General features: G+C 59.9%; 14 protein-coding genes. 4 read left to right on the plus strand and 10 right to left on the minus strand.

Annotated features, from left to right (window positions below; all coding sequences use genetic code 11):
• Positions 1-136 precede the first annotated feature (136 nt).
• Complete coding sequence (locus PR018_RS15540) at positions 137-2,023, plus strand: MFS transporter (protein WP_142828745.1); 1,887 nt, start codon at positions 137-139, stop codon at positions 2,021-2,023.
• Between the two features lie 39 nt (positions 2,024-2,062).
• Here the strand turns inward: PR018_RS15540 and PR018_RS15545 are convergent, their stop codons facing one another.
• From PR018_RS15545 to PR018_RS15565, 5 genes are all read right to left on the minus strand, one after another.
• Entirely contained in the window at positions 2,063-2,803 is a 741-nt protein-coding gene (locus PR018_RS15545; protein ID WP_224153323.1) for a phosphatase PAP2 family protein, read from the minus strand.
• 153 nt (positions 2,804-2,956) lie between these two features.
• Positions 2,957-4,069 carry a 3-isopropylmalate dehydrogenase gene (gene leuB / locus PR018_RS15550; RefSeq protein WP_142828743.1) on the minus strand — a complete coding sequence of 371 codons (1,113 nt, stop codon included), beginning with the start codon at positions 4,067-4,069 and terminating at the stop codon, positions 2,957-2,959.
• 177 nt (positions 4,070-4,246) lie between these two features.
• The gene (locus tag PR018_RS15555) at positions 4,247-5,062 is read right to left on the minus strand and encodes a sugar phosphate isomerase/epimerase family protein (protein ID WP_142828741.1); all 816 of its coding nucleotides are present in this window, start codon (positions 5,060-5,062) and stop codon (positions 4,247-4,249) included.
• 153 nt (positions 5,063-5,215) lie between these two features.
• A complete protein-coding gene (locus tag PR018_RS15560; protein ID WP_142828739.1) occupies positions 5,216-6,031 on the minus strand; it encodes a sugar phosphate isomerase/epimerase family protein in 816 nt (271 codons plus the stop codon).
• 174 nt (positions 6,032-6,205) lie between these two features.
• Positions 6,206-6,865: a YggS family pyridoxal phosphate-dependent enzyme gene (locus PR018_RS15565; protein ID WP_142828737.1), complete on the minus strand. Its 660-nt coding sequence runs from the start codon at positions 6,863-6,865 to the stop codon at positions 6,206-6,208.
• A 195-nt stretch (positions 6,866-7,060) separates the two neighbouring features.
• Between PR018_RS15565 and leuS the strand changes: the two genes are divergently transcribed.
• From leuS to holA, 3 genes are read left to right on the plus strand one after another with little or no spacing between them, the layout of a single operon-like run.
• Positions 7,061-9,691 carry a leucine--tRNA ligase gene (leuS, locus tag PR018_RS15570; protein WP_142828735.1) on the plus strand — a complete coding sequence of 877 codons (2,631 nt, stop codon included), beginning with the start codon at positions 7,061-7,063 and terminating at the stop codon, positions 9,689-9,691.
• Positions 9,681-10,220, plus strand: a complete 540-nt coding sequence (locus tag PR018_RS15575; protein WP_142828733.1) for an LPS assembly lipoprotein LptE — start codon at positions 9,681-9,683, stop codon at positions 10,218-10,220. Before leuS ends, PR018_RS15575 begins: the two co-directional genes overlap by 11 nt.
• Before the next feature lie 21 nt (positions 10,221-10,241).
• Positions 10,242-11,279, plus strand: a complete 1,038-nt coding sequence (gene holA / locus PR018_RS15580) for a DNA polymerase III subunit delta (protein ID WP_142828731.1) — start codon at positions 10,242-10,244, stop codon at positions 11,277-11,279.
• Position 11,280: 1 nt separating this feature from the next.
• Here holA and PR018_RS15585 read toward each other — a convergent pair whose 3' ends face one another.
• The 5 genes from PR018_RS15585 to mnmE form a co-directional block, all read right to left on the minus strand.
• Positions 11,281-12,165, minus strand: a complete 885-nt coding sequence (locus PR018_RS15585; protein WP_142828729.1) for a ParB/RepB/Spo0J family partition protein — start codon at positions 12,163-12,165, stop codon at positions 11,281-11,283.
• Between the two features lie 36 nt (positions 12,166-12,201).
• Complete coding sequence (locus PR018_RS15590; protein WP_111222118.1) at positions 12,202-12,999, minus strand: ParA family protein; 798 nt, start codon at positions 12,997-12,999, stop codon at positions 12,202-12,204.
• An 18-nt stretch (positions 13,000-13,017) separates the two neighbouring features.
• Positions 13,018-13,635 carry a 16S rRNA (guanine(527)-N(7))-methyltransferase RsmG gene (gene rsmG, locus PR018_RS15595; protein ID WP_142828727.1) on the minus strand — a complete coding sequence of 206 codons (618 nt, stop codon included), beginning with the start codon at positions 13,633-13,635 and terminating at the stop codon, positions 13,018-13,020.
• Between the two features lie 25 nt (positions 13,636-13,660).
• Positions 13,661-15,538, minus strand: a complete 1,878-nt coding sequence (mnmG, locus tag PR018_RS15600; protein ID WP_142828725.1) for a tRNA uridine-5-carboxymethylaminomethyl(34) synthesis enzyme MnmG — start codon at positions 15,536-15,538, stop codon at positions 13,661-13,663.
• Positions 15,539-15,639: 101 nt separating this feature from the next.
• Positions 15,640-16,959, minus strand: a complete 1,320-nt coding sequence (gene mnmE / locus PR018_RS15605) for a tRNA uridine-5-carboxymethylaminomethyl(34) synthesis GTPase MnmE (RefSeq protein WP_142828723.1) — start codon at positions 16,957-16,959, stop codon at positions 15,640-15,642.
• Between the last annotated feature and the right edge of the window lie 5 nt (positions 16,960-16,964).

The following is a 16,964-nucleotide window of genomic DNA, read 5'->3' on the forward strand; positions in this document are numbered from 1 at the left end:
CAACGGCAGGCTGCAATGGCGTGTTTCACTACGGAGTTTTTTCTGGCACACTCTAAAGATGCGCGTCGTGTTGGAGGACGTCCCGGGATCCGGGAGGCGCGCATGACACTCAGCATTCCGTGGGAGGAAAGAATTTATGGCTAACGTCGCAATGACCGGTCGGCCGAAGGCGGCCGCCATGACTGCCGAGGAACGGAAGGTAATCTTCGCCTCGTCGCTTGGCACCGTGTTCGAATGGTACGACTTCTACCTCTACGGCTCTCTTGTCGTCTATATCGGCGCGAGCTTCTTCGGCCAGTATCCGGAAACAACCCGCAACATCTTCGCACTGCTGGCCTTTGCCGCCGGCTTCCTGGTGCGCCCCTTCGGCGCGCTGGTGTTCGGCCGGCTCGGCGATCTCGTCGGCCGCAAATATACCTTCCTCATCACCATCCTGATCATGGGCCTGTCGACCTTCCTGGTCGGCCTCTTGCCCGGGGCGGCCTCGATCGGAATTCTGGCACCGATCATCCTGATTGCGCTCCGCCTGCTGCAGGGCCTGGCGCTCGGCGGCGAATATGGCGGCGCTGCTACCTATGTTGCCGAACATGCTCCGCCCGGACGTCGCGGCTTCTACACCGCCTGGATCCAGACGACCGCAACGCTCGGCCTGTTCCTGTCGCTGATCGTAATCCTGTCCGTCCAGGCCTTCCTCGGCAAGGAAGCCTTTGCCGCCTGGGGATGGCGCGTGCCGTTCCTGGTCTCCTTCGTGCTGCTCGGCGTATCCGTCTGGATCCGCCTCAAAATGAACGAATCGCCGGCCTTCCAGAAGATGAAGGCCGAAGGGAAGGGCTCCAAGGCGCCGTTGACGGAGGCTTTCGGCACCTGGAAAAACGCCAGGATTGCCTTGATCGCGCTGTTCGGCGCCACCATGGGACAGGCAGTCGTCTGGTATTGCGGCCAGTTCTACGCGCTGTTCTTCCTGCAGAACGTGCTCAAGGTCGAGTTCCAGGCTGCCAATATCATGGTCGCTGTCGCCCTGTTCATCGGCACGGGCTTCTTCCTGCTGTTCGGTTGGCTTTCCGATCGCATCGGCCGCAAGCCGATCATCATGGCCGGGCTGCTGCTGGCAATGCTGACCTATTTCCCGCTGTTCAAGGCGATGACCTGGACGGCAAACCCGGCGCTGGCACAAGCCCAGTCGACCGTACGGGCAACAGTAACCGCCGACCCGGCCGATTGCCGCTTCCAGTTCAATCCGACCGGCGTGGCGAAGTTCACCAGTTCCTGCGACGTGGCAACGGCGTTCCTCACCAAGAACTCGGTGCCCTATGATGTCGTCGCAGCTCCTCCGGGCACACCGGCGACCGTGACGATCGGCGGCCAGACGGTGCCGAGCTATGACGTCGTCACCGCCGGCGACAAGGCCAAGGGCCTGAATGCGGCGTTCGAGAAGGGCATCAACACCGCCCTGCACAATGGCGGCTATCCGCTGGTGCGAGGACCCGCCAAGGTGCCGGACAGCAAGCTCGACGCTTTCGTCGTCGCCAACCCGGAAGTCGGTATCGATGCTGCAGCAGTACGTGCGGGCGACAAGACGGTCGTGCCGGCGGACAAGCTGGTGGCTGACAAGATGCTCACCAAGGAGGAGGCCGCCGGCGTGACCGAGATGCCGGTCTACACCATCGCCAAGGCAGGCGCCTTCGCCATGGTCGCCGACCCCGCAGCGGTTAACTGGCTCGGAACTATCCTCGTCCTGACGGTGCTGGTGATCTATGTCACCATGGTCTACGGCCCGATCGCAGCCCTGCTGGTCGAGCTTTTCCCGACCCGCATCCGCTACACCGGTATGTCGCTGCCCTATCACATCGGCAACGGCTGGTTCGGCGGCCTGCTGCCGGCCATGGCCTTCGCAATGAGTGCTGCCAAGGGCGATATCTATTATGGCCTATGGTACCCGATCGTCTTTGCCGGGATCACGCTGGTGATCGGCATGATCTTCCTGCCGGAAACCAAGGACCGCGATATCAACACGATGGATTGAACCGGATCGCAATCCGGCCGGCGCCGGTGGCGTCGGTCGCTATCCGTCGGCAAGCGGCCGACGCCGCATCAAGCGCCGCACACGCGGCACCGGAAAGCCGTTCGGCGAAAGCGCGAATAGCAGGCCGAAGCGAGAAAACATCACCGCCGTCGCAAAGGCGAACCAGGCGCCAAGGGCCAGCCCCGCCGCCACGTCGCTCGGATAGTGCACGCCGAGAATGACCCGCGTCGCCCCGATCCACAGCGCAACCCCGACGAAGACCAGCCTGAACCTTGGAAACAGAAGGGCCAGGGCGACGCAGAACGCACCGATCTGGGTGGAGTGGGCGGAAGGGAAGCTTTGGAACAGGAAGTGACCGTCGAAAGGCTTGAAGCCGAGAATGCCATACTGGTCGTAGATCAGCGGCCGGGCCCGGCCGATCGCGGTCTTCAGCACGTGCACGACCGCGCTTGCCGACAGCACCGAGATCAGCAGATAGGCTGCCATCCGCGCGAAATAGGCGACGCGATAGCGGCGGCGGAGGTCCGCCAGCCGACGCGCCAGAAGCACGCCGACAACGAAAATGACGACGATGGCGCCGAGCATCCGCAACATCTGTCCGACATTGGTGATGTCGCCGGCAAAGGCCACCAGTGCCGCCGGCAGGTCCCGCGCCGTCTTGCCGAGCGGCGCGTCGAGCACGAAGAAGGCAAGGGCGACGATATTGACGATGCTCAGCGTGTAGCCGAGCCAGGGGATGGAACGGTGCTGCGCGCGACGAGCGGCATAGCGGGTCGCCAACAGACGCCACATTCCGCGACGGGTTTTGTCAGGCAGGGAAGGGGCATTCTCGGTGTCGTGTTGCATCGACCAGACATAGGCATGCCGGAGGGCAGATCAAGACGATCGCCGCGCCCGGAATTAGCGGACGCGGCAAAAATGTTTCACGTGAAATCAGGCACTCAGCGTCTTGAACTCGGCAAGGATCGCATCGCCCATCTCGACAGTGCCGACCGGGGTCATGCCGTCCGAGACGATGTCGCCGGTACGGATGCCGCGATCGAGCACGTTAGCGATCGATTTCTCAAGCGCATCGGCCTCGGAAATCATCGCAAACGAGTAGCGCATGCACATGGCGAAGGAAGCGATCATGGCGATCGGGTTGGCAACGCCCTTGCCGGCGATATCGGGCGCCGAACCGTGGACCGGCTCGTAGAGTGCCTTGCGCTTGCCGGTCTTGCCATCGGGCGCACCGAGCGACGCGGACGGCAGCATGCCGAGCGAGCCGGTCAGCATGGCGGCCACGTCGGACAGCATGTCACCGAACAGGTTGTCGGTGACGATGACATCGAACTGTTTCGGCGCCCGGACCAGCTGCATGCCGCCGGCATCGGCAAGCATGTGCTCGAGCTTGACGTCGGAATATTTTTCCTTGTGGGTCGCCGTCACCACTTGGTTCCACAGCACGCCGGACTTCATGACGTTGCGCTTTTCCATCGAGCAGACGCGATTGTTGCGGGTACGGGCCATCTCGAAGGCAACGCCGGCAATACGCTCGATCTCGTAGGTATCGTAGATCTGCGTATCGATGCCGCGCTTCTGGCCGTTGCCGAGATCGATGATCTCCTTGGGCTCGCCGAAATAGACGCCACCGGTCAGTTCACGGATGATCAGGATGTCGAGGCCTTCGACCAGCTCCGGCTTCAGCGACGAGGCGGAGGAGAGTGCCGGATAGCAGATCGCCGGGCGCAGATTGGCGAACAGTTGCAGGTCCTTGCGCAGCCGCAGCAGGCCGGCTTCGGGACGGGCTTCATAGGGAACGTCGTCCCACTTCGGACCGCCGACCGCGCCGAACAGCACGGCATCGGCCGCCATCGCCTTGGCCATGTCGCCTTCGGAGATCGCCACGCCATGCGCATCGTAGGCACAGCCGCCGACGAGGCCTTCCTCGGTGACGAAACCGGCCTGGTGGGCCTCGTTGAGATAGGCAATGATCTTGCGGACCTCGGCCATGGCTTCCGGTCCGATGCCGTCACCCGGCAGCAGGAAGAGATTGCGCACTGTCATGAAAAGCCCTCTGCTTTGACAATCGGTTGCGGGTTCTTAGACCCGCAGACCCCGCTTTTCAAGCGAGGTAGGGGCCGAAACGGTACGCTTCATGCCACCGTTTCGGCATCTCGTCATGTTTCGCAACAACGCTGCGACCGGCGGCCTTTCCGCCTGGGTCGCAGCGGCAGAGCCTTATTACTGGGCGAGACCGAGTTGCTCGAGATGCGTCGCAGAAGCGCGGATATTCGTCTTATCGCGCAACTCGATGATCAGGCGCGGGTTGCTGGTCAGCTTGGCGAGCGCCGCAAACACCGAATGCCAGCGGATGATGCCCTCACCGAGACCCCAATGGCGGTCAGCATACCCATCGACGTCCTGCAGATGCACATGCTTCAGCTGGTTGCCGGCCGCGTGGATGAAATAGTCGACCGGCGGTGCACCGTAGCTGCCATGCGCACACTCGGCATGGCCGGTGTCGATGGACACGGCGACGGCTGGCGAATTGAAGCTTTCGGCAAGGGCGACGCGGGTCTGCGGATCGATGTCGTCGCAATTCTCGATGACGAATGTCAGTCCGATGTCTTCGGCCCGCCTGACGGCCTCGGCTATCGTCAGATGTGTATATTCGGTCATCCGCTCCCGCTCGCCGGGAAAGTGGGGGAAATTGTTATGGTGCCAGGCGGTGTAGGGGCTGTGGATGACCATATGGGTCGCACTGAGTGCAGTCGCCACATCCAGCGCCTGGCTCAGCCGTTTGGCGACGACAGCACGGATCTCCTCGTCTTGTGACGAGATGGTGAAGCCGAAGAACGGCCCGTGGATGCCGACCCGGCCGGTGTGGCCGTCGAGCAGCCGCTTGGCGCGCTCGACCAGCGGCATCCAGTCGCCGCCGAGCACCCTCGCGTCGACGAAATTTTGCAGTTCGAGGTCGCGCTGTTTGTCGAGCATCCAGTCGCGGTGGATTTCGAGGTCGTCCAACGAGAGGGCGGCGCCGAGAACGGGAAGGGTCATGGAAGTCTCCTTTTGGGATCAGTGGCGCGAACGATCAGATTGCGGATGGTCACCATGGACCACGCTGTCGTCGGCTGTATTGACAATGCGGGCAATCGGCCGCCCCGCTTTCGGGGCGGGCCGGCTTTTTCAAGGCAACGGGGCAGGCCGGATTTACTGGGCCAGACCGAGCGATTCGAGATAGGCGGCCGAGGCCGGGATCTTCGACTTGTCCTTGATCTCGATGATCAGACGCGGGTTGCTGATAAGCTTGGCAAGGGCGGCAAAGACGGAATGCCAGCGGATCGTGCCTTCGCCGAGCGACCAGTGGCGGTCGGCATAACCATCGGCATCCTGAAGATGGACATGCTGCAGGCGGTTGCCGGCGGCATGAACGTAATAATCGACCGGGGGACCGCCCGTCGAGCCGTGGGCGTAATGGGCATGGCCGGTATCGATCGACACGGCGACCGCCGGCGAGGCAAAGCTGTCGACCAGCACATTGCGGATTTCAGGATCGATATCCTCGATGTTCTCCATCACCATGGTGAGGCCGATATCCTCAGCCCGCTTGACGGCATCGCCCATGGTCTTCTGCGTGTACTCAATAATGCTTTCGCGCGCCCCCGGATTATTGTCGAGATTGTTGTAATTCCAGGTCGTGTACGGGCTGTGGACGACCATGTGGGTTGCGCCGATCGCCGCCGACACATCGAGCGCCTGTCGCATGCGCTCTGCAACGACGGCACGTACGCCAGGGTCTTTGGAGGCAATCGTAAAGCCCCAGAACGGCCCGTGGATGCCGACGCGGCCGGTGTGGCCATCCAGCAGCGTCTTGGTGCGATCGACGAGCGGCTTCCAGTCACCGCCGAGCACTTCAGCGTCGACAAAGCTCTGCAATTCGAGGTCACGCTGCTTTTCAAGGAGCCAGTGTCGGTGGATTTCGAGTTCTTCCAGCGTCATGGCGGCGCCGAGGATGGGAAGGGTCATGGAGGTCTCCGGTTCCAGTCATGTGCGCTGCAGCATGATTGGCAACGCGGCCCCTCTCATGATCCTCATTCTTGTCAGCCATATTACAATTTGCGGGCAGGCTGCGATACGCTATCCGCGGCCAAGGCTGCAAACCGCTGTTCATCAACGCCTGCAGAAAAATTTGACGCGGACCTAACGGGCCCCGAAAATTGCCGAACCGACCCGCACACTGGTGGCACCGAAGGCGACGGCGACCTCGTAATCGCCGGACATGCCCATAGAAAGCTTCTCGACCCCGCAGGCTGCGGCGAGCTTTGCCAGGAGGGCGAAGTGCGGACCGGGATTTTCATCCGCCGGCGGAATGCACATCAGCCCCTCGACCGTAAGCCCCAGTTCGTCGCGGCAGAGGGACACGAAGGCGCCGGTGTCGTCAGGACTGATCCCCGCCTTTTGCGGCTCAAGCCCGGTGTTGACCTGCACGTAGAAACGCGTCGACTTGCCCTGCTGCTTCATTTCGGCGGCCAGCGCACGGGCAATCTTCTCGCGGTCGACGGTCTCGATAACGTCGAACAGCGCCACGGCATCGGCCGCCTTGTTCGATTGCAGCGGGCCGATCAGATGCAGTTCGATGTCGGGTGTCTCTGCCTTCATCGCCGGCCACTTGCCCTGGCTTTCCTGCACCCGGTTTTCGCCGAACAGCCGCTGACCGGCGGCGATAACAGGACGGATGACATCGGCATCGAAGGTCTTGGAGACCACAACCAGCTGCGCCGAACCCTCAGGCCTGCCGGCCTTTTGTTCGGCCTTTGCGATCCTGTTGCGCACATCGTCCAATCGCTCTTGAAGTTCCATCGCTCGACCTCGACATAGGAGTAGAATTGCCCGTCCTGAGTAGACAGCCCGCCCGCCCTTGCCAAGAGCAACCCCTTGAAATTCGGCCATCTCGAACGCCGGATGACGATGCTGTTGGCCACCAAACTTGACGCTTGGTTGGTTTCATGATGAAGGTCACGCCAACTCCCCATTACATCCGGAAATACAGGTCACATGGCTACCGAACGTTATAATCCGCGCGACTCCGAGCCCCGCTGGCAGCAAAAGTGGAATGACGCCAACGTCTTCCTCACTGACAACAACGACCCGCGCGAAAAGTACTACGTCCTAGAGATGTTCCCGTATCCATCGGGCCGCATCCACATGGGCCATGTGCGCAACTACGCCATGGGCGACGTCGTGGCCCGCTACAAGCGTGCGCGTGGTTACAATGTGCTGCATCCCATGGGCTGGGACGCCTTCGGCATGCCGGCCGAAAACGCTGCCCGCGACAACAAGGTGCATCCGAAGGAGTGGACCTACCAGAACATCGCCTCGATGAAGGCGCAGCTGAAGGCCATGGGGCTGTCGCTGGACTGGAGCCGCGAATTCGCCACCTGCGATGTCGAATACTATCACCGCCAGCAGATGCTGTTCCTCGACATGATGGAAAAGGAGCTGGTCTACCGCAAGAAGTCGAAGGTCAACTGGGACCCGGTCGATAACACCGTGCTGGCCAACGAGCAGGTGATCGACGGACGCGGCTGGCGCTCGGGCGCGCTGGTCGAACAGCGCGAGCTGACGCAATGGTTCTTCAAGATCACCGACTTTAGCCAGGACCTGCTGGATGCGCTCGACACGCTGGATCACTGGCCGGAAAAGGTCCGGCTGATGCAAAAAAACTGGATCGGACGCTCGGAGGGCTTGACCATCCGCTGGGAGATAGTGCCCGGCGCGGTGCCAACGGAAGAGCGCGAGATCGCCGTCTACACGACGCGCCCGGATACTCTGTACGGCGCCTCGTTCCTTGCAATCGCCGCCGACCATCCACTGGCGAAGGAAGCAGCAAGCCGGGACGCCGCCGTCGAAGCATTCTGCGAAGAGTGCCGCCGCGCCGGCACATCCGTTGCAGCCCTCGAGACGGCTGAGAAAAAGGGCATGGATACCGGTATCCGCGTCCGTCATCCGCTCGATCCGAGCTGGGAACTGCCGGTCTATATCGCCAATTTCGTGTTGATGGACTATGGCACTGGCGCCATCTTCGGTTGCCCCTCGGGCGACCAGCGGGACCTCGATTTTGCGCGCAAGTACGACTTGCCGGTCATCCCGGTCGTCATGCCGGCAGATGGCGACGCCAAGAGCTTCACGGTCGGGGACGTGGCCTATGACGGCGACGGCGTCATGATCAACTCTCAGTTTCTCGACGGCATGACCACGACGGAAGCCTTCGACGTCGTGGCTACACGCCTGTTGACAACGAATATCGGCAATGCGCCTCAGGCTGAACGCAAGGTCAATTTCCGCCTGCGCGATTGGGGAATTTCACGGCAACGCTACTGGGGCTGCCCCATCCCGGTCATCCATTGCAACGATTGCGGTGTCGTTCCGGTACCGAAACAAGACTTGCCGGTCAAGCTGCCGGACGACGTTACCTTCGATTTGCCAGGCAACCCCCTGGATCGCCATCCCACCTGGCGGCATGTCGCCTGTCCGCATTGCGGCAAGGATGCCCAGCGCGAAACCGACACCATGGACACCTTCGTCGATTCCAGCTGGTATTTCACACGCTTCACGGCACCATGGGAAAACGACCCCACCGACAAGGCTGCCGCCAACCACTGGCTCCCGGTCGATCAGTATATCGGCGGCGTCGAGCATGCGATCCTGCACCTGCTCTATTCGCGCTTCTTCACGCGTGCCATGCAAAAGACAGGGCATGTCGATGTCAAGGAACCCTTCAAGGGTCTGTTTACGCAAGGCATGGTCGTTCACGAGACCTACAGCCGCGGCGAGGGGGCATCGCGCGAATGGGTACCACCTGTGGATCTGCGCTTCGAGGAGGTCGACGGCAAACGGCGTGCCCTGTTGCTGTCCTCCGGCGAAGAAGTGACGATCGGCGCTATCGAGAAGATGTCCAAGTCGAAGAAAAACGTCGTCGACCCCGATGATATCATCGCCTCCTACGGAGCCGACACGGCGCGTTTCTTCGTGCTCTCGGACTCGCCGCCGGACCGCGACGTCATATGGTCGGAAGCCGGTGTCGAGGGCGCCCATCGCTTTACCCAGCGCGTCTGGCGCCTGGTGTCGGAGGCCGCTGACCGGCTGAAGTCGGTCGAGCCAAAGGCGGCTCATTCCGGCGATGGACTGGCCGTATCTCAGATAGCCCATAAAACGCTGAAAGCTGTCGGTGCCGATTATGACAAGCTCGCCTTCAACAAGGCCGTGGCGCGTATCTACGAATTCGTCAACGCCCTTGCAGCGCCGCTGGCAAAAGTCGCGGCCGGAGAGGGCGACGAAACCTTCTGCAGCGCCGTTCGCGATGCCGTCGAGATCCTGATCGCCATCGTCGCGCCCATCACGCCGCACCTGTCGGAGGAGTGCGCGGCCGCGATCGGATGCCCCACCATGGTGGCGACGTCGCCATGGCCCGACTTCGACGCCGTTCTCGTCGTTGAAAACGAGGTGATGATGCCGGTACAGATCAACGGCAAGAAGCGCGCCGAATTGACAATCGCCCGCGATGCGGATCAAAGTGCCGTCGAGGCCGCCGCCCTTGCCTTGGGCGCGGTGCAAAGCGCGTTGAATGGTCAGGCGCCGAAAAAGATCATCGTCGTTCCACAGAGGATCGTAAACATTGTCGTCTGATTTCATGTCCAAGCTCGCCAGGATCGCCTGCGCGGTCACCGTCATTGCGGTCCCGGCCCTGCTGTCCTCCTGCCAGGTTCGGCCTCTCTACGCCGAAAGCACGGGTGCGACGGCCAAATTGGCGACCGTCGGCTTCACCGATGCCGTTGCCGCCGATGCTGCCCAGCGCCGCGTTGGCCAGGAGGTCAGGAACCAGCTGATCTTCATCGCCAGCCATGGCGCTGGCGAGCCTGCCAACCCGCAATACATGGTCAGCCTGAACGTCAGCTCCGGCACAGGCGGCGTTCTCTACCTTGCCTCGTCCGATACATCGCAGGCCGGCCGCACGACCGTGACTGCCTCCTATGTCATCAAGCGTATCAGCGACGGCAAGGTCATCAAGGCCGGCAACCGCTCGATGGTGGCGCTGGTGGATTTCCCGACGCAGGAATTTGCCAAACAGCGCGCCATCCGCGATGCGGAAGACCGTGCGGCACGTGAAGTCGCACAGTTCGTCGGTGCCGACATTGCGGCTGCATTGAGCAATTGATCCAGCCATAAGGACGGCCGCATGACGGAGATAAAATCCCACGAATTCGAGGGATTTTTGCAGACGGCCGCCCGTAAGCATCGGCTGTTTGTCATCTATGGCCCTGACCGGGGTCTCGTCTCCGAGCGAGCGAAGCAAATCGCCGAAAAGACGGGGGTCGATCTGTCTGACCCGTTTTCGCTGGTCAAGCTGGATGTCGGCGACCTCCACAACGACCCCGGGCGTCTCATCGACGAGACCAACGCCATCGGCTTATTCGGAGGTGCCCGCCTTGTCTGGATACGCGGCGCGGCCAATGAAAAATCGGTCGTCGACGGGCTTCAGGCGATCGCTTCCAATCCACCCGAGACGACCTTCCTGATCGTCGAGGCCGGCGACCTGAAGAAGACCGCGGCTCTCCGGAAGCTTGCCGATAGCAATCGCACGATCATGGCGATCCCGTGCTACGCAGATGACGCCCGGGCGCTGAACACGCTTGTGGACCACGAACTGGCGCATGAAAACCTGCGGATCACGCCCGCTGCCCGCCACATGCTGCTGGAACTTCTGGGCGGCGACCGGATCGCCTCACGAAACGAGGTGCGCAAGCTCGCGCTCTATTGCCGTGGCCTCGGCACGATCGACGAACAGCATGTCGTCGACATCATCGGCGATGCCAGCGCAGTCTCGGCTGACGATGCGGTCGATGCCATCCTCAAGGGCGACTCCGCCGGATTTCTCCACGCGACCCAGAAGATCATCGCCTCGAAGACATCGATTTTCCTCGTGCTGCAGGGGTGCCTGCGGCAATTTCAGCTGCTGGATGTCATGAGGGCCGAAATGGATGAAAAACGCCTTCCGGCAGCGCAGGTGCTGCAGACGCACGGGCGGCATCTGCATTTCCGGCGCAAACCAACGATCGAACAGGCATTGCGCGTCTGGACGTCGGACGCGATCGGACGCGAAATGAACAGGCTGCAGGCCGCAATTTTCCAGACACGCCAGCGCCAAAGCCTCGAGGACAGCATCGCGATGCAGACATTGCTGGCCACGACGCTGCAATCTGCCCGCAAGGCTTGAATTAACGGCGCTCCAGGAGCCTGCAGATTTCTTCCAGCTGTTCCAGTGACTTGTAGGAAATCCGCACCTGTCCGCCGCTCCCCTTGTGGGCAATCGTCACATCGAGCCCAAGCGTATCGGTGAGCGTCCGCTCCAGCGCGAGGGTATCCGAATCCTTGTCGTCCTTGCGGGCGCCGGCTGGTCGGGGGTCGTTCTGGGCCTTGATGTCATTCTGGGCGAGGCGCTCCGCATCACGAACCGACATGCCCTTGGCAACGATAGTGCGTGCAAGACCGGCGGCATCTGACGTCGACACCAAGGCGCGCGCATGACCCGCCGACAGCGCGCCGCTCGACAGCATGTCCCTGACAGGCTCCGGCAATTTCAGAAGCCGCAGCGAGTTGGCGACGTGACTGCGGCTTTTACCGATAATTTCGCCGAGATCGTTCTGCGTATAACCGTGCTCGGCAATCAGCTGGTCGTAGCCGAGCGCCTCTTCGAGAGGGTTAAGATCGGCCCGCTGGACGTTTTCGACAATGGCGATTTCCAGTGCGGTCTTGTCGTCGACATCGCGGACGATCACCGGGATCTCGATCAGGCCCGAAAGCTGAGCCGCACGCCAACGACGTTCGCCCGCAATGATCTCGTACCTGCCACTAGAGACGGTGCGAACGACGACCGGCTGCACGATGCCGTGCTGGCGTATGGAGGAGGCGAGGTCCTGCAGGTCCGCCTCGTTGAATGTCCGGCGCGGGTTCTTTGGATTACGGCTGATAAACTCGATCGGCACAAGACGATCCGGATTGATGGTCGGCTTTGCGTCGCCCACGGGCGCCGACTGATCCATCTCACCGATGAGGGCTGCCAGACCGCGCCCCAGGCGGCGCTTCGATTGATCATCATTCATAGGTAAATACGCTCGCTTATTCTACTGGACGAAACCTTATGCCGCGATCTTGCGCTGCCGCTCCCGCTGGATCACCTCCGAAGCCAGCTGCAGATAAGCCTGGCTGCCGGCGCATTTCAAATCATAAAGAATGGCAGGCTTGCCATAGGAGGGGGCCTCCGAGACCCGGACATTGCGCGGAATCAACGTGTGATAGACCTTGTCGCCAAGATGCGTCCTGACGTCGTTGACGACCTGCTGCGCCAGATTATTACGGGCGTCGAACATGGTTAACACAATGCCCTGGATATCCAACGTGGGATTGACCGTGCGCCTCACCTGGTCGACAGTCTCGAGTAGCTGGCTCAATCCCTCGAGAGCAAAGAATTCGCACTGCAACGGAACCAGCACGGAATCTGCCGCTGCCATGGCGTTCATTGTCAACAAATTGAACGACGGTGGGCAATCGATTAGAATGTAGGAAAACTGCTTGGCATCTGGCTGCGAAAGCGCCCGCTTGAGGCGGAAAACACGATCGGCTTGCTGCGCAATCTCCATCTCCACGCCGAGCAGATCCATCGTCGACGGAACGATATAGAGATCCGGCACCACTGTCTGCACCGCGGCTTCCACAACGGTATGGGAGCCAATCAACAGATCGTAGGAGGACACCTCGCGGCGGCGGCGGTCGATACCAAGACCCGTGCTCGCGTTACCCTGCGGATCCAGATCGATAATCAGGACGCGCTCACCAATCGCAGCGAGAGCGGTGGCAAGATTGATCGCTGTGGTCGTCTTGCCGACCCCGCCCTTTTGATTGGCGACGGTGATGATACGATTTCGCTGAGCTGACATGGCCGCACCTGGGTTCGATTAAGCTCGGCGTCTGAGGTTCGAAATTTCCAGGATAACGGAATCTGCCTCAAGAACGCTCTCATGCTTTACCAGATCGAACTCCCAGCCACCATGGGCGGCGTCGATCTCCCGTTGGTAATCCCGGCCTTTATGAAGAAAAAGTTTAAGGGATTCGGTTTCCCCCGCCCAAGGCGATGCATATTCAAATAAAAGAGACAGATCTCCCAAAGCCCTTGCCGAGATCGCATCGCATCTTGCAATCGTGTTCTGCGCTTCCTCGATACGCATGCAGTGGACGCTGCCTCGACCACCGCACTCACGCAGACAAGTCCGCAGGAAAGCGGCCTTCTTCTGGTTGCTTTCGATGAGATCGACATGTCCGTCACCGAGCTCTGCCAGGAATATCGATGTAATTATTCCCGGAAAGCCCCCGCCACTGCCTAGGTCAAGCCAATGAATCGGCTTCGGATAGAGCTGAAATATCTGTGCGCTATCGGCAATGTGGCGCTGCCAAAGCTCGTTGCGTGTCGATGGCGCTACCAAATTGATTGTCTTCGCCCACTTCTCGAAAAGCGCACTGAAGATGATCAGCCGATCAGATGTTTCACGTGAAACACGTAAACCGTTCAATTCCATATGAGGACTCTCCAGCCTTGTAAGATCACGCCACTCTGGTCGATGTCGCTGCGGCATACTTTCTCAATGCAGCAATCAGCAACAAGAGCGCTGCCGGCGTCATGCCATCGACTTTGGCAGCTTGCGCAAGATTGGCTGGGACAGCCTGTTTCAATTTATGCGTCAATTCATTCGACAGACCGGAAAGCAATGAAAAATCAAAACCAGATGGAATAACCATGGCTTCTTCACGTTGTACCTTTTCGATATCGGACGCCTGTCGCTCCATATACACCGAGTATGTCGCTTCGATCGCAAGCGCCTCAGCGACAGGCGATTCGAGCGCTGCAAGCTCGGGCCAGATGCGCTGCAGCGATGAGCGATCGTGATCCTGGTGTGACAAAAGCTCGTAAGCCGAGCGACGTTGTCCATCCTGATTGAGATGAATACCAAAAGCCGCAGCAGCGTTCGGGGTAACAGTGAGCTCCTGAAGCAGCTTCCGTCCAGCTTCCAGACGCCCAAGGTAGCTCTTAAAGCGTGCTGATCTCTCGGCACCTACGCAACCGATTGCCATGGCAGTCGGTGTCAACCTCACGTCGGCATTGTCTGCTCGTAGCGAAAGTCTATATTCTGCGCGGGACGTGAACATCCTGTATGGCTCAGCAACACCGCGTGACGTCAGATCATCGATCATCACGCCAATATAGGATTGCGTACGACTGAAATGGACAGCATCCATTCCCGCAGAAAGACGCGCCGCGTTAAGACCAGCTACCAAACCTTGCGCGGCTGCTTCTTCATAACCGGTTGTCCCGTTGATTTGACCACCGAGAAAAAGTCCCGGTAGCTTGCGCAGCTCCAGCGAAGCGCTGAGTTCGCGTGGATCGACATGATCGTATTCAATTGCATAACCCGGCTGTAGGATCGTAACTCGTTCCAGACCCGGAATAGTCCTGATAAAGGCCTGCTGCACTGACTCAGGCAAACTTGTGGAAATACCATTTGGGTAAATGGTATCGTCGTCCAAGCCCTCGGGCTCAAGAAAGATCTGGTGACCGTCACGTTCGCCGAACTTGACAATCTTATCTTCGATTGACGGACAGTAGCGCGGACCTATTCCCTCAATCTGGCCCGAATACATGGCAGACTGCTGGAGATTATCCATAACGATCTTGTGCGTGGCGGCCGTCGTCCGCGTCACACCGCAATCGACCTGTCTGTTGACGATCATGTCCGTCATGAACGAGAAGGGCACCGGATCTTCATCCGCCCCTTGCCTGCCGACTGCCGTCCAATCGATCGTCTTGCCATCGAGCCTAGCTGGGGTACCAGTCTTCAACCTGGCCAACGAAATGCCAAGCCGCTCCAGCGTGCCCGACAGTCCAACCGAAGGCTCCTCGCCCATACGTCCTGCCGGGATCTTCTGGTCGCCGATATGGATCAATCCTCGAAGGAACGTACCTGTCGTGACCACAACGCTGCGGCAGTGAAGTTCCGTACCGTCTCGCAGGGAGATTCCGGTAACTCGCCCATCGCGCTGGAGGATATCGAAAACATCACCCTCAACAACCTCCAGGTTTTCCAGCGATGCGATTTCAGCCTGCATGGCGAGGCGATAAAGCTTGCGGTCTGCCTGGGTGCGAGGACCGCGTACCGCCGGTCCCTTCTTGCGATTGAGCATTCGGAACTGTATTCCGGCAGCATCTGCAACACGGCCCATCAGTCCATCAAACGCATCGATCTCGCGAACGAGATGCCCTTTACCAAGCCCACCAATGGCAGGATTACAGGACATGACGCCGATGGTGTCCCGGCGATGCGTAACAAGTGCGGTGCGTGCACCAAGGCGGGCGGCCGCAGCTGCGGCTTCACTGCCTGCGTGGCCGCCACCTACTACAACTACATCATAACGCGTCGTTTGCATCGTAATCTCCAGCTTAGGCTGTTTTCCGGACTAACGACCGGGAGTCAAGAAGTTTCACGTGAAACACGTTTCCAACGCAGTCACCGAATGTTTCACGTGAATCATTTACCGACGCAGAACTCAGAGAAAATTACACCGAGCAAATCTTCCACATCCACATGCCCGGTTATCCGCCCCAATGAGCGGGCAGCGGCGCGCAAATGCTCAGCTCTGATATCAAGTCCGTCAGAGGAATTTAAAGCGAAAGTGATGTCTGAAATCGTTTGTTCCAGCAGCACACGGTGTCTCCGCCTCGCGGGAACTGCCATGGAAAGACCACTGGAGCGCTTTCCAAGTTCTGCCAAAAGGCGATCTTTTAATTCCGACAGTCCAGTCCCATTTTGAACAGAAATACAAATATCGTATTGCTCAGACGGCCCGTGGATATCTGCTTTAGTCCCTACCTGGATCGCGTCAGGATGACCGACAGTCTCTGTTTCGGGACTTCCAATCTCTCTCAGCACGAGGACGAGATCCGCTGCCTCAACGGTCTGAAATGCGCGCTTCACACCCTCTGCTTCTACCACATCTTCCGTCTCGCGAACGCCGGCGGTATCGAACAAGCGGACCCGAAAGCCGTCTATATCAAGATTAACCTCAAGGACATCGCGCGTCGTGCCGGCGATCTCTGTGACGATGGCAACATCTCGACCGGCCAACGCATTCAGCAACGTCGATTTCCCGCTATTGGGCGGTCCAGCTATCGCAACTCGGAACCCGTCGCGGACGATTTCTCCGAACCTTGCGCCAGCCAAATGGTCTGAAATCGCATCACGGATCAGGAGCATTTCAGCCCAAACCTGATCTGAGACGGAGCCGGGCACATCACCTTCATCCGAGAAGTCGAGCTCGGCCTCAATCAGAGCCCTGGCGCGCGTTATGCGGATCGCCCAGGCAGCATACAGCTCGGAACGTCCGCCGTTGCTCTGTTCTATCGCCAGCCGCCGCTGCATTTCGGTTTCGGCCGCCAAGAGATCTGCGAGACCCTCCGCCTCTAGCAGATCCATCCTTCCATTTTCGAACGCTCGTCGTGAAAATTCACCATTCTCCGCCAGTCTGCATCCGGAAATAGCTGAGAGCTCGTCCAATATCGCAGCCACAACTGCGAGGCCCCCATGCACTTGAAATTCCGCACAATCTTCTCCGGTGAACGAGTTCGGACCGGGAAAAAGCAGAACAATACCCTTGTCGATCACCGATCCGTTTCGAGTCCGAATCGTTCTCAGTGAGGCAGTGCGAGGCGCCGGCAGTTGCCCTGCAATCCGCGAGGCCACCGCAAATGCACCATTACCACTGACGCGGATGACAGCGACGCCGGCGGGTAAGCCGCCACTAGACAACGCATAGATCGTATCTGCAAATTGTGACACGTTGCACCGCATTTGGT

The sequence above is a fragment of the Rhizobium rhododendri genome, assembly GCF_007000325.2.
Classification (GTDB): domain Bacteria; phylum Pseudomonadota; class Alphaproteobacteria; order Rhizobiales; family Rhizobiaceae; genus Rhizobium; species Rhizobium rhododendri.

Bases quoted from the DNA above. Each gene is read 5' to 3' on its own strand.
- PR018_RS15540 (WP_142828745.1), top strand. From the start codon at position 137: ATGGCTAACGTCGCAATGACCGGTCGGCCGAAGGCGGCCGCCATGACT.
- leuB (WP_142828743.1), bottom strand. From the start codon at position 4,069: ATGACAGTGCGCAATCTCTTCCTGCTGCCGGGTGACGGCATCGGACCG.
- PR018_RS15555 (WP_142828741.1), bottom strand. From the start codon at position 5,062: ATGACCCTTCCCGTTCTCGGCGCCGCCCTCTCGTTGGACGACCTCGAA.
- PR018_RS15560 (WP_142828739.1), bottom strand. From the start codon at position 6,031: ATGACCCTTCCCATCCTCGGCGCCGCCATGACGCTGGAAGAACTCGAA.
- PR018_RS15565 (WP_142828737.1), bottom strand. From the start codon at position 6,865: ATGGAACTTCAAGAGCGATTGGACGATGTGCGCAACAGGATCGCAAAG.
- leuS (WP_142828735.1), top strand. From the start codon at position 7,061: ATGGCTACCGAACGTTATAATCCGCGCGACTCCGAGCCCCGCTGGCAG.
- holA (WP_142828731.1), top strand. From the start codon at position 10,242: ATGACGGAGATAAAATCCCACGAATTCGAGGGATTTTTGCAGACGGCC.
- PR018_RS15585 (WP_142828729.1), bottom strand. From the start codon at position 12,165: ATGAATGATGATCAATCGAAGCGCCGCCTGGGGCGCGGTCTGGCAGCC.
- PR018_RS15590 (WP_111222118.1), bottom strand. From the start codon at position 12,999: ATGTCAGCTCAGCGAAATCGTATCATCACCGTCGCCAATCAAAAGGGC.
- rsmG (WP_142828727.1), bottom strand. From the start codon at position 13,635: ATGGAATTGAACGGTTTACGTGTTTCACGTGAAACATCTGATCGGCTG.
- mnmG (WP_142828725.1), bottom strand. From the start codon at position 15,538: ATGCAAACGACGCGTTATGATGTAGTTGTAGTAGGTGGCGGCCACGCA.
- mnmE (WP_142828723.1), bottom strand. From the start codon at position 16,959: ATGCGGTGCAACGTGTCACAATTTGCAGATACGATCTATGCGTTGTCT.